Below are 20,169 nucleotides of genomic sequence, written 5' to 3'. Positions count from 1 at the left end.
CCGCACTGCGGGCCTTATTGTTAGCGTGTTTTCACTTCACGCCAGATATGCAGCGCCATCCACACCAGCACCACAACCCCAAGCAGCAGTACGCCCCACACCAACCACGTTTTCCACAGTCCCTGCCGTTCAGCAGGTGATGTCGCTGTCAGCCGATCCTGCCCGCCAGGCGTTATCCGCTCTGCCACTTGTACTTCAGGGATCGCCGCAAGATCGATCTGTTTACGTAAGGCCTCCGGGATCAGCGTATCCAGGGTCACGGCGGCAGACTGCGCCGCCCGATTACCCCAGGCCAGCATAAATGGCCCTTTGCCCTGGGCGTTAAACAGTAACGATTGCCGCGAACGACTGCCGCTTATCTGCGGTAATTCCCCCGGTAAACGTGCATCCAGCGTGGTAATGCGCACCGCCTGCACTACGCCCTCCGGTAACGTGATCGGCGCAGAAGCCTGTTCATTACGCTGCCACAACACGGTCTTACTGAGTGGTTGCCATCCAGCGCTGGCGCTACTGCGTAATGCGATCTCTACCGGCAGGACACTCCCTTCAGCCAGTTTTACCGACAGTGAACTTAACGGCTGCGGTTGCGCCCACTGGTATTGCGCCTCGGTGGAAGAAACCCGCTGCCCGCGGCTCGCTATCTGCACCTGCTCCAGCGGCGTTGGTTCGCTGCCCAGCGTCGCCGTGACTTGCTTAATCGTCACCGGCAAGTTTGGCGTATCAAACACCATCAGTAAATAACGCACGCCATCTGCGGACATGGTTTGATTGACGTTTATCTGATCGATTTTCAACCGGTCGTTACCGCTCGCCAGTTCCATCACCGGCGCATTTTCCTGTAATGTTGTCCAGCTACGCATATCAGCGCTGAAAAAGAGTGTCACTTTGCTACGCCATTTCGCTACGGCTTCCGGCCATGTCAGCTTCAGCTGTGCCAGCGTAAAGGTTTCCGGCATATTTTCAGGCAGCGCCAGCAAATAACTCTTTCCGACAACCTCTACAGGCTCGCCTTCAATACGAATATCGACGCCGGATGAGGAGTGTAAACGCACCACATTTTGCCCTTGCTCACCGGCTTCAACCGGTGAAGAGTCAAGCGGAAAGACGCGCAGCGGAATAGCGACAGGCGCATGGGGGGCCGCACTTTGTGTTTCCAGCGTGAACGGTACACGCTCTCCGTCGCGATTAAACACCCGTACATCACGCAAATCTGGCCACGTACTTTGCGTGTAAACATCCAGCGGCAGATCCACACGATACCAGGAAGCCGGTTGCGGCAAATCAAGCGTGGCGCCAAACGCATAATCCTGCGGTGAATCCGGGAGCGGTTCACTGCTTATCGCCGCGCCCGTTGCCGTTATCAGCGCGGCCAATACCACTCCATGCCATGTTGTCATTGTTCTTCTCCCTTATCCTGTTTCCGCACCGCCTTTGGCGGCAGGGGTGAAAAATAGCCCACAATCAGCACCAGTACCGCCACGCCAATAAAGGCGATCGCCCGCGATAACCCACCGCCTCCGGCGCTGTCTACCAGTATCAATTTAAGTAATACGACGCCCAGCAGCACACTGCCGCATAGCCATTGATGGCGTGCATGCTGACGCGTCGCGCGAATCATCACCACCAGCGCAATCAACATCCAGAATAGCGCCAGGCTGGTCTGGACCAATCGTGATTGCCACAAACTGCCCGCATCCCACGCCACCTCGCCGTAATATGCCAGCAACCGCAGCAACGCGCCGTTAAGCCACCAGAAACCAAGCGCTGCCAGCCCCCATGGGCGCGCACGCCACAATTGTGCTGCCACCGTCGGGTAGTGGATTTCGGCAAAACGGCTATACAGCCAGACGCCAGCCAGCGCGAATGCCGCACCTTCTTCCAGCGGGTTAATCAGCGGGAGATAACGCATCTCCATCACCACACCGTCGCCGAGGTTAGCGAACAGCAGCCAGCCCAATAACACAGGCACTACTGGCAGCAGCGCCAGCGCGCCATATAACGCAGGCCAGACACAAAATGGCCAGAACGCATGGCGGATTGCCGCCAACACCAGCGCGATTGCCAGTCCACCCGCCGCCATCGGCAGCCCGCTCTGCCAGGGCTCCAGTCCCCATGACAGCCCCTCAACAAACCACTGCACTTCACTACCGGCTACCAGCAACAGCATCCAGAACAGGGAGATATGCAACCCTTGCGACACGCGCGCAGGTAGAGTGCCGTTATCCCTGTACAGCAGCAGCAAAGCGGAAGGCAGAACAATACACCAGACGAGATTCGGCCATCCCGCCGCCAGGAGATGCCCTTGCGATGTTATCTGCCAGCCCAGCATCAGCGCCATGCCCGGCCATAACAGCCACCGGGCGTACCCCAGCTCCGGCCATGATATGCGCAGGCTGCCCGCACGCCACAGCCATACCGAAAGCGCTAACAGCGCCAGTACGCCAAATCCAGTATGCACCGTAGCCGGTAAAACCAGTTGAGCCGCACCGCCCAGCGCGACCACCCAGAACGCTACCGCGCCAGCCAGCAGCAACCCGCTTCCTTCGCGCCGGATCCCACGCCACAACCATGCGCCAGCCAGCCAACAACCGCTCAACACAGCAAAAATCAACAAAGTCGACAAAGCATTAAGCCCGTTGGCTGACGCCCATAGCGCGCTACACAGCGCCAGCAGCAACAAGGCACTGCCGCTGTAGCTCATACGCCGCAGGTTTTGCTGCACGCCAAGCCACAATATTCCCAGCCCCTCCAGCGCCCAGGCCATTGCCGTCCAGCGCGCTGAAAGCGCCAGTGGGATCGCCAGTGTGGCAAACGCGCCGCCCAGCGCCAGTGCTGCCAGTACCAACGGTTTTGCCGCCGTCGGGTAGCGCTTCAGCGCTATGGTTGCCAGAGCCAGATAGAAAAGACCAAAACCCAGGGCGCTAAACGCTGGTCCGTAGTGCCAGTGGCAGGTAATAGCGTATTGCATACCAAAGCCCACCAGCGGCGGCGCAAACAGCAATACGCTATCAATAATGCGCTCACCCCGACGCTGCGCGCGCAGTGACAACGCTACGCTCAATACGCCGAAGATCAGGATGTTGGCAATCAGGAAGAGCTGGCAGCTTAGATAAAATTCCGGGCGATAATTATCCATACCCCACAGCCCGGCAACGCCAAAAGTGAAGAACATTCCCAGAAGATTTAGCTCGCGCCAGTGTTGCCAGAGACTGATGGCGAGGATGCCCGCCGAGAGCAGTAAGTAAAACGAGAACAGTGCGACATGGCTGCCACCACCGGTAGAGAGGAGTATCGGTGCCAGATAGCCGCCAAGACTGGCCAGCAGCGCCAGGCTCAGCGCCTGTTGTAGCACTGCCAGCCCGACGCTTGCCGCACAAATAACAATTAGCAGCCCAAAGGCCAGTGTCATCGGCAACATCTGCCACAAACGAAATGCGCCGAACACGGTTAAGTAGAGCGCACCAACCGCCCCACCTTGCAGTATCAGGGCAAAAACGGTTTGCTTATGCCGTAATCGCCACCCTAGTCCCAGCAGCACCAGGGCGACCAATGCCACGGCCGCCAGCCGCAATTCCAGCGGGAACAGAGCGTACTCCACGGTATAACGCAACAAGAAGGAGAGGCCGATAAATAGCAGCACAATGCCCAGTTTTGCCAGTGGATTGCCCTGCATAAACCAGCGCGCCAGCGAAGTGACCATGCCCCAGGAAGCGTTCTCCGGCTTCGTTGTCTTTACAGCGCGCCTGTTAACAATGACCGTTGGCGATTCGGCCTGATGTTTCCACGGATTAACCGCTGATGCGGGAGCCTGGGGAGTTTTAATCACTTCGCGAGCTGGCGCCGGGACAGCCCCGGCTGATGTCGCTTCACTGCTTTCCGCCGTTTTCGTCAGGCGCTGTTCAAGTAGGCTCAGCCGCTGCTGCAATTGCAGAAGTTCATTCTGCGTGGCGACACTGCGCCGCCATGCGGTTATCGCCACAATGGGCACCACTACCAGCGCCAGAAACAGCACTACCACGCCGAATATTAAAAGACCATCCATGTACTATCGCCTTCACTAAAGGGGAGACGTAACAACCGCCCCTCGTCGCGTGGCGATTCAGGCGGCAGACCAGACAGATGCACTGGTAGCTGAAAGCGTCAGCACATCATCCTGTAGCGTACCTGTACCTTCCTGAAGTCGCCAGTTTTTCCCCTCTAACAGCGGCGAATCCTCCAGCACCACTTCGCAGGCTTCGCCGCGATTGATAGCCACCAGTACGCGTTGTTGCTGCCAGACACGAACAAAAACCAGCACATTATCATGAGCATATATCACCTGACAGCCGCCGCGCCGCAGTGCCTGGCTACGCGCGCGCAGTTTCGCCATACGCTGGTAAAGCGCCAGCAGTTGCAGATCCTGACGCTTTTTATCCCACGGGTAGGTCTTACGACAAAAAGGATCGTTCGCCCCGTCCAGTCCCACTTCATCGCCATAATAGATGCATGGTGTTCCCGGCCAGCAAAACAGCCAGATCACCGCCAGCGGCAGCCGGGCAACGTCTTTGCCGAGCACGGTTTTAAAGCGTGGCGTATCGTGGCTGTCGAGCTGGTTAAACATACGCAACTGTTGCTGGTGCGACAGTCCGGCCCGGTAGTTATCCATCCATGTCGCGCAAATTTGCGCATCGATCTTCTGGGGATCGTAGGCAATATCCGTATTTGCCAGAAACGCCCACACCGGCAGTGTAAAACCGCGATAGTTCATGGCTGCGTCTTCAGCATCCGCCTGTAGCCACTGTCGCGCATCGCCAAAATGTTCGCCGAAAACATAGGCTTGTGGCAGTGTCTCTTTTGCCGCGCGGGTGATCCCCGAAATATGGTGCAGATTATTACGCGCCCCGCCGTCTTCACCCAGCATATGCACCACGTCCAGCCGCCAGCCATCCATGTTCCATGGCGCTTTCAGCCAGTGGCGCACAATGCTCTCTTCTCCCTGATACATCTCTTCAACCAATGTCGGCGACTGATAGTCCAGTTTCGGTAAACTGGCATAACCCAGCCAGTCGCGGGCGCGGCCCTGCTCGTCAAAACTGTACCAGCTACGCCAGCGGGAATCGGAATTATGACAGGCGCCGCCAGTGCCACGGTTGTGGCGATCGAACCACGCATGGGAATCACCGCTGTGGTTGAAAACACCATCAAGGATCAGTCGCATATTCAGTTGCTGCGTATTGTGCCGCAGGCGCAACAGGGCTTCGTCACCACCAAACTGTGGATCGACATGGCGGTAATCTTCGGTGTCATATTTATGTACGCTGGGGGCGACAAAAACCGGGTTGAGATAGAGCGCGGTAACACCCAACTTTTTCAGGTAGGGCAGCTTTTCACTGATCCCGTCGAGATCGCCGCCATAAAAGGTTGATCCCCCGGCGTGATCCGTTAACGGATCGTCCCAATTACACAGCACAATCGGATGGCCCGTAGCATGGTGATGGTAAACCTTATCCTGTTGTTCACCGCGCGGCTGGCTGCGTGCAAAACGGTCCGGGAAAATCTGGTAGAACACCTGGTCGGCCACCCACTGCGGCCCATCATCCGGCGTATCAACGGCGAACTGTTCGAGGCGGGCGGGTGGAAAACGGCTAAATCCCTGCGGCGTAAACCACAGTTGCCGATTCTCCCACAGTAGCTTAAAGCTGTAGCGCCGGCGCGGTTGCCCGCTGCTGATGTCCAGTGCAACTTGCCAGGTGCTGACGCCGTTCGCCGTAGTTTTCCGTCGCCGGTGCATGGCCAGAGACGTCTCTTCATTGTCGATTTCGGTACGCAGCATCACCCGCTCCGGCAAACCGGCCCCACTCAGCCAGAGCGTGATAATTAACTGATCTTTATTCTGTTTCACAAACGGCGCGACGGGAAGGTGCCATGCATTCAACATCAAAAATCCCCTTTGCTCAAAATGACGCCACTCTTCCACACCCACACGTCTGCCGCCTCCTTCTTTCACTTTTTTTACAGGGCTGAGAAACGGGGCGCAGATGTGATCCGCACGGGCAAGAACGCATCATGTCATTAATCGTGAAGTGCTGGAAGCGCTGGAGTCTGAGGGGATTCTGGTAAATATTGCGCGTGGCAGCACGGCGGAAACCCGCCAGGCAATGGCGGATCTGACCATCAATAATCTGGTGGGTTATTTCAATGACGGAAAATTGCTGACCCCGGTGGTGTGGTTTTTTATCGGGTAACACTGCTCTTATCAGGCCGACAAAACCTGTAGGCCCGATAAGGTGTAGCCGCCATCAGGCTGATTTTTTCAACTTCCAGCCAATCAGCAACAGCACAATCCACGCCAGGCCAACGTACAACGAAATACGGGTCTCCGGGTGCCAGCCAATCAGCGCGATGATAAACACAAGGAACAGCAGTCCCACAACGGTGGTGATTACGCCACCAGGTACTTTGAATTTCAGCGCCTTCACTTCATCGGCGGAAAGACGGCGGCGGAAACCGATTTGCGACAGTAAAATCATGATCCATACCCATACCGTGGCAAAGGTCGCCAGCGATGCAATCACCAGGAAAACGTTCTCTGGCATGATGTAGTTCAGCCAGACCGCCAGCAGCAGCGCAACAGTCATCACCACTACCGTCACCCACGGGATACCGCGACGGGAGGTTTTGGCAAACATCTTTGGCGCGCTGCCCTGCTCCGCCATACCGTGCAGCATTCGCCCCACGCCAAAAACATCGCTGTTGATCGCCGAAAGCGAGGCGGTCAATACCACAAAGTTAAGAATACTGGCGGCAAAGGTGATGCCCATATGCTGGAAGGTCAGGACAAACGGGCTACCGTCGGTACCGACCTGGTTCCACGGATAAATAGACATGATGACGAATAACGTCCCGACATAAAACACCAGAATACGCATCGGTACGGAGTTAATGGCGCGCGGGATCGACTTTTCCGGATCTTTCGCTTCACCGGCGGTGATGCCGATGATTTCGATGCCGCCGTAGGCGAACATTACCATTTGCAGCGCCATCACCGTACCCAACCAGCCATTACTGAAGAAACCGCCATGGCTCCACAAATTGCTGATCCCGGTCGGCTGACCGCCGTTGCCGAAGCCCCAGATGATGATGCCGAAACCGGCGAGGATCATGACAATAATGGTGGCGACTTTAAAGAACGAGAACCAGAACTCCAGTTCGCCGAAGACTTTTACGCTCATCAGGTTAATGGCGCAGATGATCATCACCACGCTCAGCACCCAGATCCAGTGCGGTACTGTCGGAAACCAGACGCCCATATAGATGCCGAAAGCCGTCACATCGGCAATTGCCACAATCAGGATTTCAAAACAGTAAGTCCAGCCAGTGATATAACCGGCAAGCGGGCCGAGGTTTTCCTGTGCATAACGAGAGAACGAGCTGGCGGAAGGGTTATGTACCGACATTTCACCCAGCGCGCGCATAATGATATACGCGGCTACGCCACCAATAATGTAGGCCAACAACACGCTCGGCCCGGCCATTTTGATGGCATCGGCGGAGCCGTAAAACAGCCCAGTGCCGATCGCCGATCCCAGCGCCATAAAGCGGATGTGGCGGGTACTTAACCCACGCTTCAGCTTATTCGTACTTTCCATCGTTTCCACTGCCATTATTCAAGCCAAAAATAAAAAACCACGGGGCGCCAAACCCCGTGGTTAAACAAACCGTATCCGCAACTGTTAATGCGCGCTGGAAGTCACCTGACGCCCTGCGGTGCGATCCCAGACTGCCGCCAGAATCACCATCACCAGGCCTGGCATCAGCCAGGCCAGCCCCTGCTCCGCCAGCGGCAAACGCTGCGTCCAGGCCGGTAAATGCTCAGCAAAGGCGGATGCTTTCACACCGTCAAGGATGCCAAAAAGCAGGCTGATAAACATGGCCGGTGCAATCACGCGGGTTGAGTTGTTCCACCACGAACGGCTAAAGCTCAGCACCACCAACACGATGCACGGCGGGTAGATCATCGTCAGCACCGGGACGGAGATCTGAATCAGGTGGCTCAGCCCCAGGTTGGAAACCGCCATCGAGAAGATGCCCAGAATAAACACCAGCGAACGGTAAGAGAACGGCAGATACTGCGCGAAAAACTCGGCACAGGCACAGGTCAGGCCAACCGCCGTCACCAGGCAAGCGATAAAGATCAACGCCGCCAACAGGAAGCTGCCCGCGCCACCAAAGGTGTACTGAACGTAAGCATGCAGAATCGCTGCGCCGTTAGCGGATTGATCCACCAGCGTCGAGCTGTCTGAACCCAGGCGGAACAGCGCCAGATAAAGCAGCGTCAGACCCACGCCCGCCATCAGCCCGGCCCAGACGGAGTAACGGGTCAGCAAACGCGCTTCGGTCACGCCGCGTGAACGGGCAGCATTCACGATCACGATACCGAACACCATCGCGCCCAGCGTATCCATCGTCAAATAACCATTAACGAAACCGTTAGAGAACGGCGCAGTCTGATAAGCTTCCAGCGCATGGCTGATAGGGCCTGCCGGCCAGACGATCGCGGCAATCGAGAGAATGGTCAGCGCGATAATTTTCAGCGGAGCAAGGAAGTTGCCCACGGTATCCAGCAGCTTGCCCGGATAGAGCGACACCAGGATCACCAGCGCAAAATAGACGATGCTGTAGATCATCAGCGGCATCGCGCCATCGCCGGTCAGCGGAGCAATCCCCACCTCAAACGAAACGGTCGCCGTACGCGGCGTGGCGAACAGCGGCCCTACCGCCAGATAACAAACGGTTGCCAGCAGCACGCCAGCGACTTTACCAATCGGCGTACTCAGGCTGTCCACACCGCCACCTACTTTGGCCAGCGCAACGACAGTCAGCACCGGCAGGCCTACGGCGGTAATCAGAAAACCAAACGCCGCCGTCCAGACATGTTCACCCGCCTGCAAGCCGACCATCGGCGGAAAAATGATGTTCCCTGCGCCAACGAACAAGGCGAAGGTCATAAAGCCCAGAGCAACAATGTCTCGTGGTTTTAAGTGATAGGTCATAAGTTTACTGCCCGTGGATGTGGTGTCGTAAATAATGATGAATTTTTCGCCTTTCCTGCCGAACAATAACGCGTGTAAACCGTGAAATATCAGCGTGAAATGCTTAATACGCAACATGGTGGAGTATAGTTTTTCGATTTACCACGTAAACATAGTCGGTCTGACAATGTCAGGGGCGCAATTTAAACGCTTATAACGTTTAAAGACAAGATGTGATCGTAAAACCAGATGGATATGCTGGATCAAGATAAATACCCAGTCTAATACTCCATTTATAAGAAAAACACATGGCTGATCATGCGAACAAAAAAGCATCACGCGTACAAAAATAGGTTTTATCGCGGCGAAACAGCAGGAAATTGCGGCCTGTTTTTACAGGCCGCTGGAAAGATAAGCTGACAGAGGCTTCAGACAGCAGGAGTTTTGGCAACCAGACATTCCGGCAGAACAAAGCTAAAGCGTGTTCCTTTGCCAGGCGTACTCTCAATATCAAGGCGGCTTTCGTGATGGTTGACGGCATGTTTGACGATCGCCAGCCCAAGGCCACTGCCACCGGTTTGCCGGGAACGGGCTTTATCGACGCGGTAAAAACGCTCGGTCAGACGCGGAATATGTTCGGCGGCAATGCCCGGGCCATTATCCTCAACGCTGAATTCCGCTCCCTGCGGTACATGCTGCCAGCGCACAATAATGTGCGTTCCTGCGGGCGTATGATTCACCGCGTTATACACCAGGTTGGAGATGGCGCTGCGCAATTGCTCCTCATTACCGAGCACTTTTAAAGTATTATCGACCTCAAACTCCAGCTTGTGCTTTCCCTGGCTGAGCGTCTGCGCTTCCCGTTCAACCACACGCAGCATCATCGGCACATCAATGGTCTCATTTGGTGGCAGCGTCGGCGCCGCTTCAATCTTCGACAGCGTCAGCAACTGGCGCACCAGTCCTTCCATTCGCGATGTTTGCTCACGCATGGTATGCAGCGCTTTTTCGCGCGGCACGCCTTCCAGCGTCTGCTCCTGCATCATCTCCAGGTAACCTTGCAGTACCGTCAACGGTGTGCGCAACTCATGGCTGACGTTAGCGAAAAAGTTACGCCGCGCGCCTTCCAGTTGGTGCATCTGCGTAACATCGCGCGCCACCAACAACAATTGCTGTTCACTGTAAGGCATCACGCGGATTTCCAGATGGCGCCCGCTGTTCAGCACCAGATTCAGTGGCCGGGTAAATTCTTGTTTTTTAAGATACTGAGCGAATTCGGGGTAGCGCAGCAGGTTAAGGATATTCTGCCCGTTATCATCCGGCCAGCGCAGCCCCAGCAGTTGTTGCGCCAGGCCGTTACACCAGAAAATAGCCCCTTCTTCGGTGGCGAGGATCACCGCATCCGGCAGCGATTCCGCACCGCTGCGAAAGCGCTTGATGAGATTGCCCAGCTCGCGCCGCCGCTTTTTATTACGCATCTGCATCTGGTGCAGCCCGTATAACAGCGGCTCCCAACTCCCCGTGCCGGGCGGTGGAGTCATACTTTTATCGACCCACAACCACCAGGAGAGGCGCAGTAAATTCCAGAAATGCCAGATCAGCAGCCCGGTTACTGCGGCAAATAAAAACCAGGGCAGGTAACCAAAAATCGCACCAAGTATAAAAGCAGGTAGACAACAAAGGAGGAGCTCCAGCACCAGCCTTTTCCATGACAGCCGTTCCAGCACGCGTCACACTCCTGTCAAATTTCAGAAACGGGTCGAAAAACGATATCCCGTACCGCGCACTGTTTGCACCATACGATCGTGACCGCTGTGTTCCAGCGCTTTGCGCAGGCGGCGAATATGGACATCAACCGTTCTGTCTTCGACGTAAACATTGGTTCCCCAGACATGGTTCAGCAGTTGTTCACGGCTGTAGACACGTTCCGGGTGGGTCATAAAGAAGTGTAAGAGTTTAAACTCTGTCGGCCCCATATCCAGCGGATTTTCGCCGGTCATCACGCGATGCGAGGAGGGATCGAGGCTTAACCCCTGCATTTCAATCACTTCTTCCACTGCCATCGGCGAAATACGGCGCATCACCGCTTTAATGCGGGCAACCAGCTCTTTTGGCGAGAAGGGTTTGGTAATATAATCATCCGCCCCGGTTTCCAGACCGCGCACACGATCTTCCTCTTCGCCACGCGCTGTCAGCATCATCACCGGAATATCGCGGGTCATGGCCTCGCGTTTCAGATGCTTAATAAACTGAATACCGGAACCGCCAGGCAACATCCAGTCCAGTAAAATCAAGTCTGGCCAAGGTTCGTTCAGTTGATTCACCGCACTGTCATAATCTTCAGCTTCTATCGGTTGAAATCCATTTTGCTCGAGCACAAAGCACACCATTTCACGGATTGGTGTTTCATCTTCAACGACCAGAATTCGTCTCGCCATAATTCGCCTGTTTTCTCATATAAGTCGTCAGTTTGTATAGCGGCGCCATTATGCGTCAGTTTTATGACAGATTTATGAATAACATGACCGCCAGATGACCCTGCCCGCATCATTATGACAGCGTGAATATTCACGCAGTTAATGTCTCTAACCCCCTGAATGTTATAATCCCGTTTATCCATTTTCGCCACGGAATCGCTATGCGCATAATTCACACTTCAGACTGGCATTTGGGTCAGAACTTTTACAGTAAAAGTCGCGCGGCAGAACATGACGCCTTTCTCGACTGGCTGCTGAATGCAGCAGAACAGCACCAGGTAGACGCCATTATTGTCGCTGGCGACATCTTTGATACCGGTTCCCCACCCAGTTATGCTCGCGAGTTATATAACCGCTTTGTGGTGAAACTCCAGCAAACCGGCTGCCATCTAGTGGTGCTGGCAGGTAACCATGATTCCGTGGCGACGTTGAACGAATCGAAAGAGATCCTCGCTTACCTGAAAACCACCGTGGTCGCCAGCGCAGGTGCCGCGCCTTTCTGGCTCAATCGCCGCGATGGTACGCCCGGCGCCGTTTTTTGTCCGGTTCCGTTTTTACGCCCGCGTGACATGATCATCAGCCAGGCCGGGTTATCAGGGCAGGAAAAACAGCAGCATCTGCTGGCGGCCATTACCGATTACTACCAGAAACAGTATGACGCCGCCTGCATTCTACGCGGCGAGCAGGCGCTACCGATTATCGCCAGCGGCCATTTGACCACTGTCGGCGCCAGCAAAAGTGACGCCGTTCGGGACATCTATATCGGCACGCTGGATGCCTTCCCGGCGGAGAACTTCCCGCCTGCGGACTATATCGCACTTGGACATATTCACCGCGCGCAGAAAATTAGTGGCCAGCAGCACATTTGCTACTGCGGTTCACCGATCCCGTTGAGCTTTGATGAGACCGGGAAGAGTAAAAGCGTCAATCTGGTAACGTTCAGCGACGGCAAGCTGGCGGAAGTTACCGCGCTTGACGTTCCTGCCACACAGCCGCTGGCAGTAATCAAAGGCAACTTCGCCGATATTTGCCGCCAGCTCGAACAGTGGCGCGATACACCTGCCGACACACCAGTCTGGCTGGATATTGAAATTGAAAGCCACGAATATCTGGCTGATATGCAGCGCAAAATTCAGCAAGTTACCGAAGATTTGCCCGTCGAAGTGCTGCTGGTGCGCCGCAGCCGCGAACAACGGGAGCGGATCCTCGCCGGTGAGCTGCGGGAAACGCTCAGTGAATTGAAAGTTGAAGAGGTCTTCGCCCGCCGCCTCGCGCAGGAAGAGATTGATGAGATGCAAACGGCGCGCCTGCAAGCGTTGTTCAGTGAAGCGCGCCAGGCGCTGGATGCGGAGAAAGAGGTATGAAGATCCTCAGTTTGCGGTTAAAAAACCTCAACTCGCTGAAAGGCGAATGGAAAATTGACTTTACCGAAGAGCCGTTCGCCAGCAACGGTTTGTTCGCCATTACTGGCGCGACGGGCGCAGGGAAAACCACCCTGCTCGACGCCATTTGTCTGGCGCTGTACCACGAAACTCCGCGTCTCAGCACCCTGTCACAATCGCAAAACGATCTCATGACCCGCGATACCGCCGAGTGTCTGGCGGAAGTGGAATTTGAAGTCAAAGGCATCGCTTACCGCGCTTTCTGGAGTCAGAGCCGCGCACGCGGTCAGGCAGATGGCAACCTGCAAGCGCCGCGCGTCGAGCTGGCGACCTGCGCCGACGGCAAAATCCTCGCCGATAAAGTCAAAGATAAACTTGATCTCACCGCCTCATTAACCGGGCTGGACTATGGCCGTTTTACCCGCTCAATGCTGCTGTCGCAGGGACAGTTTGCCGCCTTCCTCAATGCCAAACCGCGCGAACGCGCTGAGTTGCTGGAGGAGCTAACCGGCACGGAAATCTATGGCCAGATTTCGGCCATGGTGTTTGAGAAACATAAAGCCGCCAAAATCCGGCTGGAACAGCTACAGGCGCAGGCGGAAGGCGTGGTATTGCTCAACGATGAACAGCGCCAGCAATTGAACACAGGTTTGCAGGCGCTTACTGACGAAGAAAAAACGCTGCTGGCCAGGCAACAAACCGCGCAGGCGCAGGCGCAATGGCTAAACCGCGAAGCCGAACTACGCGCCACGCTCGGACGGGCGCAGGCTGCGCAGGTACAGGCGCAGCAGGCGCTGGCTGCCGCCCAGCCGCAACTGGCGCGGCTTGCCCTGGCGCAACCGGCGCTGCAATTACGTCCGCTGTGGGAACGTCTTGAAGAGCAACATAAAGCGCTGGCCCGTACCCGCAGCCAGAGTGAAGAAGTAAATACTCGCTTACATACCAGCCTGTTACAGCGCGCGCGTATCCGCGCAACCGCCGTCGGGCAGCACACAGCCCTGCTGAGCCGTCAAAAAACGGTTGCTGGCTGGCTGAGCGAACATGCCCGCTTCCAGCGCTGGCACAGCGAGTTGACCGGCTGGCGCGTGCTGTTTAACCAGTTGGCAGAGGAGAAAAAGCAGTGGCAAAGCCTGCAACAGCGCGAGCTGACACATCAGCAGAAATTACGTACGCTGCCGGAATCCACGCTGGAACTGACGGCGGAAGAGGCGGTTGCGGCAATGGCGCAGTGCGCACAGCAGCGCCCACTACGTCAGCAACTCGCAGCCCTGCACGCCCGCTTCGCCCCGCTACGTAAACAACTGCGCCTGCGTCAACAAAGCCTGCTGGATCTGCAAGCCGAGCAGGAAAAGCTCAATGCAGAGCGGGAACGTAAGCGCGCGTTGTATAAAGAAAAGAACCAGTTGCTGACGGAAGTCACCACCATCTGTGAACTGGAAAACACCATCAAAAGTCTGGAGAGTGAGCGCGCACGCCTGCAAGCGGGTCAGCCCTGTCCGCTGTGCGGCGCCACCGAGCATCCGGCGGTAGCGCATTACCAGACGATGGAGCCGGGAGTGAACCAGGCTCGCCGTCAGGTGCTGTTTGACGAAGTGCAAAAGGTAAAAGAAGAGGGCGTGGCGCTCGGCGAGCGGCTGAAAGGCTTAGCCGAGCGCTATGAAAAAGACGAGCGCGAAGTCCGCTCGCTCCAGCAGGATGAACAAACGGGATTGCAGGAGTGGGCTGCGCTGTGCGAGAAGTTGAACGCCACGCTGGATCCGCACCGCGAATTGACCAGTTGGCAAAGCGCGCAGGATGCGTATGAACACCAGCTCTATCTGCTCAACCAGCGCCAGACATTACTTTTTCAAATCAGTGAACTGCAACAGCAGAGCAAGCAATACCAGCAGGCAGTTACCACCCGCCGCGACACGTTAGCTGCGGCGCTGCAACAACTGGATCTGACTCTGCCGCCGGAAGGCGAAGAGGCCACATGGCTGGCGGCACGCGCGCAGGAAGCGGAACAATGGCAACAGCAGCAGCAACAGCAGACCGCGCTGCAACAGCAGATCGCACTGCTTACGCCCATCCTCGATACGCTGCCCACAGACGAAACGCCCGCCGAAGCGCAAAACGTGGCGCTGGATGGCTGGCGACAGGTACATGACGACTGCGTGTCGCTGCGAAGCCAATGGCAAACCCTGCACCAGCAACTGGCGCAGGAGAGCGAAACGGCCGGGGCGCTGGAGAAACAGTTTATTGCGGCGCTGGAAAACAGCGTATTTGCCGATAAACAGGCATTTCTCAGCGCATTGCTTTCCGATGACGAACGCCAGCGGCTGGAGCAGTTGCGCCAGAAGCTCGACGCCGATTACCAGCAGAAACAGGCACTGTCCGCCAGCGCCGAACAAGCCGTTAGCGCCCATCGGGCACAGCCGCCCGCCGGGCTGGAGGAAAACACCACAACTGACAGTATCACGCAGGCGCTGGAACAGGTTTCGCGTCAACTGCGTGAAAACACCACCCGCCAGGGTGAACTTCGCCAACAGTTAAAACAGGATGCCGATAACCGTACGCGCCAGCAGGCAGTGTTGCAGGAGATCGGGCAGGCCAGCGCGCTATATGACGACTGGGGTCATCTCAATGCGCTTATCGGCTCGAAAGAAGGAGATAAATTCCGCAAATTCGCCCAAGGGCTGACGCTGGATAACCTTGTCTGGCTGGCGAACAACCAGCTTACCCGCCTGCATGGTCGTTACCTGCTGAAACGCAAAGCCAGCGAGGCGCTGGAGCTGGAAGTGGTGGATACCTGGCAGGCGGATGCGGTGCGCGATACACGTACGCTCTCCGGCGGTGAGAGCTTCCTTGTCAGCCTTGCGCTGGCGCTGGCGTTGTCGGATTTGGTCAGCCATAAAACCCGCATCGATTCGCTGTTTCTGGATGAAGGCTTTGGCACACTTGACAACGAAACGCTGGATACCGCTCTCGATGCCCTCGATGCGCTGAATGCCAGCGGCAAAACTATCGGCGTGATCAGCCACGTCGAAGCGATGAAAGAGCGGATCCCGGTGCAGATTAAGGTGAAGAAAATCAACGGACTGGGCTACAGCAAACTCGACGGGAAATATGCAGTCTCATAAGTAATGTGCCGTTGCGTAGGCCGGATAAGACGAAGCCGCCATCCGGCCTACAGAGCCGCTATTCCGCCTGCGGTTTTACTCACCCTGTGGCCACAACCAGGCCGCGCCGCGCACGCCGCTGGAATCGCCGTGCAGCGCTTTGCGGATTGGCGTTTCGCATTCGCCGCCAAACACCCAATTACGCACCAGAACAGGAACGGTCTGGTACAGCCTGTCGACATTGCTCATGCCGCCGCCGAGCACAATCACATCCGGATCGAGAATATTGATTACGTGCGCCAGCGACTTCGCCAGCCGCAGCTCGTAACGGCTGAGCGCCAGTTCAGCAACTGCATCCTGCTCGCCGACCAGGCGCATAATCTCATTACCTTTTAGCGCATTGCCGCTTAAGCGCTGGTAATCTGTGGCAAAACCGGTGCCGGAGATAAAGGTTTCGATGCAGCCTTGCTTGCCGCAGTAACAGGGCACTTCTGCGCGGTACCGCAGCTCATCATCGTCCATCCACGGCAGCGGATTATGCCCCCACTCGCCTGCCGTGCCGTTACCGCCAGTATGCACATGTCCGTTGATTGCCACGCCGGAACCGCAACCGGTGCCAATGATCACCGCGAACACCGTTTGCGCCCCGGCGGCTGCGCCATCCACCGCTTCGGACACCGCCAGACAGTTGGCATCGTTAGCCAGCCGTACTTCCCGTTGCAGTCGCTGGCTTAAATCTTTGTCGAACGGTTTACCGTTCAGCCAGGTGGAGTTGGCGTTTTTCACCACGCCGGTATAGGGAGAAATGGAACCGGGGATCCCCATACCGACTGTTCCCCGCAGGCCGGTCTCTTTTTCCGCCAGATCCACCAGCGTCGCAATCAACTCTATAGTTTGCAGATAGTCGCGCGGCGTGGCCTGCCGATGACGAAAAAGCTCTTCGCCGCCATCGCCCAGCGCAATAATCTCTGTTTTAGTACCACCTAAATCGATACCGATACGCACATCAAACTCCTCATGGTGGACCACGCATTAGCAATGCAAGGTGGACAACAATTCGCTATCATGCCCGCTGCATTTAACGACAAGGCCGTGGAAAAAAATCATGCTGTGGTTCAAAAATTTAATGGTATACCGTCTCAGCCGCGATGTGGCGCTGCGAGCAGACGAGATGGAAAAACAGCTTGCCCCACTATCGTTTACTCCATGCGGTAGTCAGGATATGGCGAAAACCGGATGGGTTCCACCGATGGGTTCACACAGCGACGCGTTGACCCATACCGCCAATGGTCAGATTATTATCTGCGCCCGCAAAGAAGAAAAAATTCTGCCGACGCCAGTGGTTAAACAGGCGCTGGAAGCGAAAATCGCCCGTCTTGAAGCTGAACAGGGCCGCAAGCTGAAGAAAACGGAAAAAGATTCGCTGAAAGATGAAGTGCTGCATTCGCTGCTGCCGCGCGCGTTTAGTCGTTTCAGCCAGACCATGATGTGGATCGACACCGTTAACGGCTTAATTATGGTTGACTGCGCCAGCGCCAAAAAAGCAGAAGATACGCTGGCGCTGCTGCGTAAAAGCCTCGGTTCGCTGCCGGTTGTACCGCTGGCGCTGGAAAACCCGATTGAGCTGACGCTGACCGAGTGGGTGCGTTCCGGTGACGTGGCGCAGGGTTTCCAGTTGCTGGACGAAGCAGAACTGAAAGCGCTGCTGGAAGATGGCGGCGTGATCCGTGCGAAAAAGCAGGATCTGGTGAGCGACGAAATCGCGGTACACATTGAAGCAGGGAAAGTGGTGACCAGGCTGGCGCTCGACTGGCAACAGCGCATCCAGTTTATGATTTGCGACGACGGTTCAGTGAAACGCCTGAAGTTTTGCGACGAAATTCGCGATCAAAACGAAGATATCGACCGGGAAGATTACGCCCAGCGCTTTGATGCCGATTTTATTCTGATGACCGGCGAACTGGCGGCGTTGATTCAAAATCTGGTGGAAGGCCTGGGCGGAGAGGCTCAGCGCTGAGCCTTCAGCACAAGAGAAACGCCCGGTTTTTTCCGGGCGTTTTGCATTACAGGTAGCGGCAGAGATAGGAGCTTGGCTCGGCGACCTGCAAATAGAATTCACTCTGACCAGGCACATTGAATACGTCACCCGCAGTATAAATTTTCCACTCAGTTTCCCCTGGCAGCAAAACATTCAGCGCCCCACTGACCACCGTCATCTCTTCCGGCTGCGCGGTACCAAATGTGTATTCCCCTTCTGCCATTACGCCTACGCTGGCACGGCCAGTGCTGCTGCTGGTAAAACCAATGGATTTCACTTTACCGGAAAAGTATTCGTTACTTTGAAGCATGACTGGCCCTTATAAATAAAATGTATGAAAAGCCACTATATGGGCCGGGCTTCACTTCTGTCACGCGAAATTGCACAGTGCTGCGACTAGACCAACAATTCAGATGCGAGGCGCGCCACCAGTACATTAGACAATAATACCGGGACATCCAGCGCTTTCTGGAGCATATCACGGTGCTGCTGGTGGAAAACCAGACAATCCAGCATCAACACATCCGCACCGCGCTCCAGCAATGCTCGTCCGGCATCAATAAATTCTCTTTCTGTCGCAAGGAAAGGATGCGCCAGTTCGTAATATGGTTCTTTTTCCAGAACCGTCCACTTTTTCTTCTGCTGCGCCATCAGTTCCGGTACCGGAACAATTACCCCCACCTGATGCCCGTCGACAATCGACGCCACCAGCGGCGGAATAATGCGTTGCGGTTCGACTAAAATCGCATTGCGCGTTACAAATCCCCGTATATCGGCGGTACTCATTAGCAGAATGACATCGTAGCCCTGGTTATCCAGCACTTCGATAACACTCTGCAAATCACGCTCTACCTTTGCCCGGGAGACCATGCCGAGGCTGTCATCGCGCAATCGAGTCGGAATGGCGAACTCGCCAGCTTCTGCGCCATACTCCTCCCGCACCTTGTCCGGGTCCATCTTCCCCAGCAAACTGATATGCGTGATCTTCTGTTCTGAAATATGCTCCGTCAGGAGCGGTAAGATAGCTTGCACCGACACGACACCAACGGTCAGGACCGCCAAAGTTGCACTCATTTTTACTTCCCGCCTTTCAATACTATTCGTTCTTACTTGTTCTCTTTACACGGCATAAGCTGTATTGCCGTGTAAAGAGAACATCACACTCCAATGTTCAAATAAATTCCAGAAATAATAAAATAGTAACCTTTGAGCGACGTTACGCCAGTAAAAAAATGTGATACAAGTCTGTTTCTGTAATGTTCAGGCGTTCAGCCAGAACCATCGTCGCCCGGCTTAGCTTTTGTCAGGATCTTCATAACGCCTTTTGGCGTCCAACGCTTCCTGTTCGGTGGGGTGTTCGCTGATCAAAGCGTCCGGTTTCGGATGATCGGCGCGTAATTGATACCAGGTAACGGTCAGGTTTCCCGTGCCTTTTTCAATCGCAACAATGCGGGCTTCACGCGGGTAAGGTGGTTTTGTCGGCATAGCTCTTCCTCATTTTCCGGTCGAGCTATAAGTATAGACAAACGTTTCGCTAACTGGCGCGCGCCAGTTGTAATGCCGCCTCAATATCAGACACCACCTGGCCGGGCAATTGCGCCGCATTCACCACGTGGTGGGCCGCTTCACGATACAGTGCATCGCGTAGCGCCAGCACTTCACTGACCTCTTCGCTAATCGGCTTACCGGTCAGCGTCGGTCGTTGTCCCTCTTCCGGAAAGGCTTCCAGCCTGTCCGCCAGCACAGCGACAGGTGCGCAAAGGTAAACGACGATGCCTTTTTCGCGCATAAAGTGCCGATTGTATTCACTTAAAATAATACCGCCGCCAGTGGCAATCACCCGTGCAGGCGCGGTGACGGCTTTCAGCGCGTCGGTTTCCCGGGCGCGGAACGTCTCCCACCCGTCACGGGCAACAATATCCGCGATGGTCTGTTGAGCCGTTTCCTGTAACCAGAAATCGGTATCGATAAATTGACATCCCTGCGCCAGCGCCAGCGCCTGGCCCACAGTGGTTTTACCGCAACCGCGTGCGCCGACTAAAAAAATGGGTAGCGTCATGAGCAGGTGTTCCCTCCGCGTCCCCGCGAGAAGGGACGGAAAATAAGACGGCGATGATATCATCAAACGAGTACAATACTAATCGTAAAAATAACGTTACACAT

At 55.7% G+C, this 20,169-nt stretch carries 15 protein-coding genes and 1 pseudogene; 4 read left to right on the top strand and 12 right to left on the bottom strand.

Translation table 11 applies throughout. The features are described from left to right. Window positions 1-20: 20 nt before the first annotated feature. The 3 genes from GA0061070_RS09425 to malZ are packed head-to-tail and all read right to left on the bottom strand — an operon-like array spanning window position 21 to window position 5,920. Window positions 21-1,397 (bottom strand): DUF3999 family protein, encoded by a 1,377-nt coding sequence (locus GA0061070_RS09425; RefSeq protein WP_090135580.1) that lies wholly within the window; start codon window positions 1,395-1,397, stop codon window positions 21-23. Beyond that, window positions 1,394-4,042, bottom strand: a complete 2,649-nt coding sequence (locus GA0061070_RS09420; protein ID WP_090135579.1) for a DUF2339 domain-containing protein — start codon at window positions 4,040-4,042, stop codon at window positions 1,394-1,396. The genes GA0061070_RS09425 and GA0061070_RS09420 overlap by 4 nt, the downstream gene beginning before the upstream one ends. 57 nt (window positions 4,043-4,099) lie before the next feature. Beyond that, on the bottom strand, window positions 4,100-5,920 hold the full coding sequence (gene malZ, locus GA0061070_RS09415; protein ID WP_139109743.1) for a maltodextrin glucosidase: 1,821 nt from the start codon (window positions 5,918-5,920) through the stop codon (window positions 4,100-4,102). 121 nt (window positions 5,921-6,041) lie between these two features. Between malZ and GA0061070_RS09410 the strand changes: the two are divergent. Continuing rightward, window positions 6,042-6,224, top strand: a pseudogene (locus tag GA0061070_RS09410) (2-hydroxyacid dehydrogenase); the annotation flags it as partial. A gap of 54 nt (window positions 6,225-6,278) precedes the next feature. Here the strand turns inward: GA0061070_RS09410 and proY are convergent. The 4 genes from proY to phoB all read right to left on the bottom strand — a co-directional run bounded on the left by proY (window position 6,279) and on the right by phoB (window position 11,449). Continuing rightward, window positions 6,279-7,628, bottom strand: a complete 1,350-nt coding sequence (gene proY / locus GA0061070_RS09405) for a proline-specific permease ProY (RefSeq protein ID WP_090135595.1) — start codon at window positions 7,626-7,628, stop codon at window positions 6,279-6,281. An 84-nt stretch (window positions 7,629-7,712) separates the two neighbouring features. After that, window positions 7,713-9,032 carry a branched-chain amino acid transporter carrier protein BrnQ gene (gene brnQ / locus GA0061070_RS09400; protein WP_090135593.1) on the bottom strand — a complete coding sequence of 440 codons (1,320 nt, stop codon included), beginning with the start codon at window positions 9,030-9,032 and terminating at the stop codon, window positions 7,713-7,715. A 407-nt stretch (window positions 9,033-9,439) separates the two neighbouring features. After that, window positions 9,440-10,738 carry a phosphate regulon sensor histidine kinase PhoR gene (gene phoR / locus GA0061070_RS09395; RefSeq protein ID WP_090135576.1) on the bottom strand — a complete coding sequence of 433 codons (1,299 nt, stop codon included), beginning with the start codon at window positions 10,736-10,738 and terminating at the stop codon, window positions 9,440-9,442. A gap of 21 nt (window positions 10,739-10,759) precedes the next feature. Further along, on the bottom strand, window positions 10,760-11,449 hold the full coding sequence (gene phoB, locus GA0061070_RS09390) for a phosphate response regulator transcription factor PhoB (protein WP_090135574.1): 690 nt from the start codon (window positions 11,447-11,449) through the stop codon (window positions 10,760-10,762). A 200-nt stretch (window positions 11,450-11,649) separates the two neighbouring features. Here phoB and sbcD point away from each other — a divergent pair, with 200 nt between their 5' ends. Beyond that, window positions 11,650-12,852: an exonuclease subunit SbcD gene (sbcD, locus tag GA0061070_RS09385; protein WP_090135572.1), complete on the top strand. Its 1,203-nt coding sequence runs from the start codon at window positions 11,650-11,652 to the stop codon at window positions 12,850-12,852. Beyond that, window positions 12,849-15,989, top strand: coding sequence for an exonuclease subunit SbcC (gene sbcC / locus GA0061070_RS09380; RefSeq protein WP_090135569.1), 3,141 nt, complete (start codon window positions 12,849-12,851; stop codon window positions 15,987-15,989). Before sbcD ends, sbcC begins: the two co-directional genes overlap by 4 nt. A gap of 75 nt (window positions 15,990-16,064) precedes the next feature. On the opposite strand, the gene mak is transcribed toward sbcC, so the two are convergent. Next, a complete protein-coding gene (mak, locus tag GA0061070_RS09375; protein WP_090135567.1) occupies window positions 16,065-16,973 on the bottom strand; it encodes a fructokinase in 909 nt (302 codons plus the stop codon). A gap of 100 nt (window positions 16,974-17,073) precedes the next feature. On the opposite strand from mak, the gene rdgC reads away from it, so the two are divergent. After that, entirely contained in the window at window positions 17,074-17,985 is a 912-nt protein-coding gene (gene rdgC / locus GA0061070_RS09370) for a recombination-associated protein RdgC (RefSeq protein WP_090135565.1), read from the top strand. Between the two features lie 46 nt (window positions 17,986-18,031). Here rdgC and ppnP read toward each other — a convergent pair whose 3' ends face one another. The 4 genes from ppnP to aroL all read right to left on the bottom strand — a co-directional run bounded on the left by ppnP (window position 18,032) and on the right by aroL (window position 20,065). After that, a complete protein-coding gene (gene ppnP, locus GA0061070_RS09365) occupies window positions 18,032-18,316 on the bottom strand; it encodes a pyrimidine/purine nucleoside phosphorylase (RefSeq protein WP_090135564.1) in 285 nt (94 codons plus the stop codon). Window positions 18,317-18,402: 86 nt separating this feature from the next. After that, on the bottom strand, window positions 18,403-19,080 hold the full coding sequence (locus GA0061070_RS09360) for an AroM family protein (RefSeq protein ID WP_090135562.1): 678 nt from the start codon (window positions 19,078-19,080) through the stop codon (window positions 18,403-18,405). A 219-nt stretch (window positions 19,081-19,299) separates the two neighbouring features. Continuing rightward, window positions 19,300-19,491, bottom strand: coding sequence for a protein YaiA (gene yaiA / locus GA0061070_RS09355; RefSeq protein ID WP_090135560.1), 192 nt, complete (start codon window positions 19,489-19,491; stop codon window positions 19,300-19,302). A 49-nt stretch (window positions 19,492-19,540) separates the two neighbouring features. Then, a complete protein-coding gene (gene aroL, locus GA0061070_RS09350) occupies window positions 19,541-20,065 on the bottom strand; it encodes a shikimate kinase AroL (RefSeq protein WP_090135558.1) in 525 nt (174 codons plus the stop codon). Between the last annotated feature and the right edge of the window lie 104 nt (window positions 20,066-20,169).

Origin of the sequence: Kosakonia oryziphila, assembly GCF_900094795.1 — a bacterium.
GTDB lineage: Bacteria > Pseudomonadota > Gammaproteobacteria > Enterobacterales > Enterobacteriaceae > Kosakonia > Kosakonia oryziphila.
The sequence above is the reverse complement of the archived record's forward strand: the minus strand, read 5'-3'. Positions and strand labels throughout refer to the sequence as shown.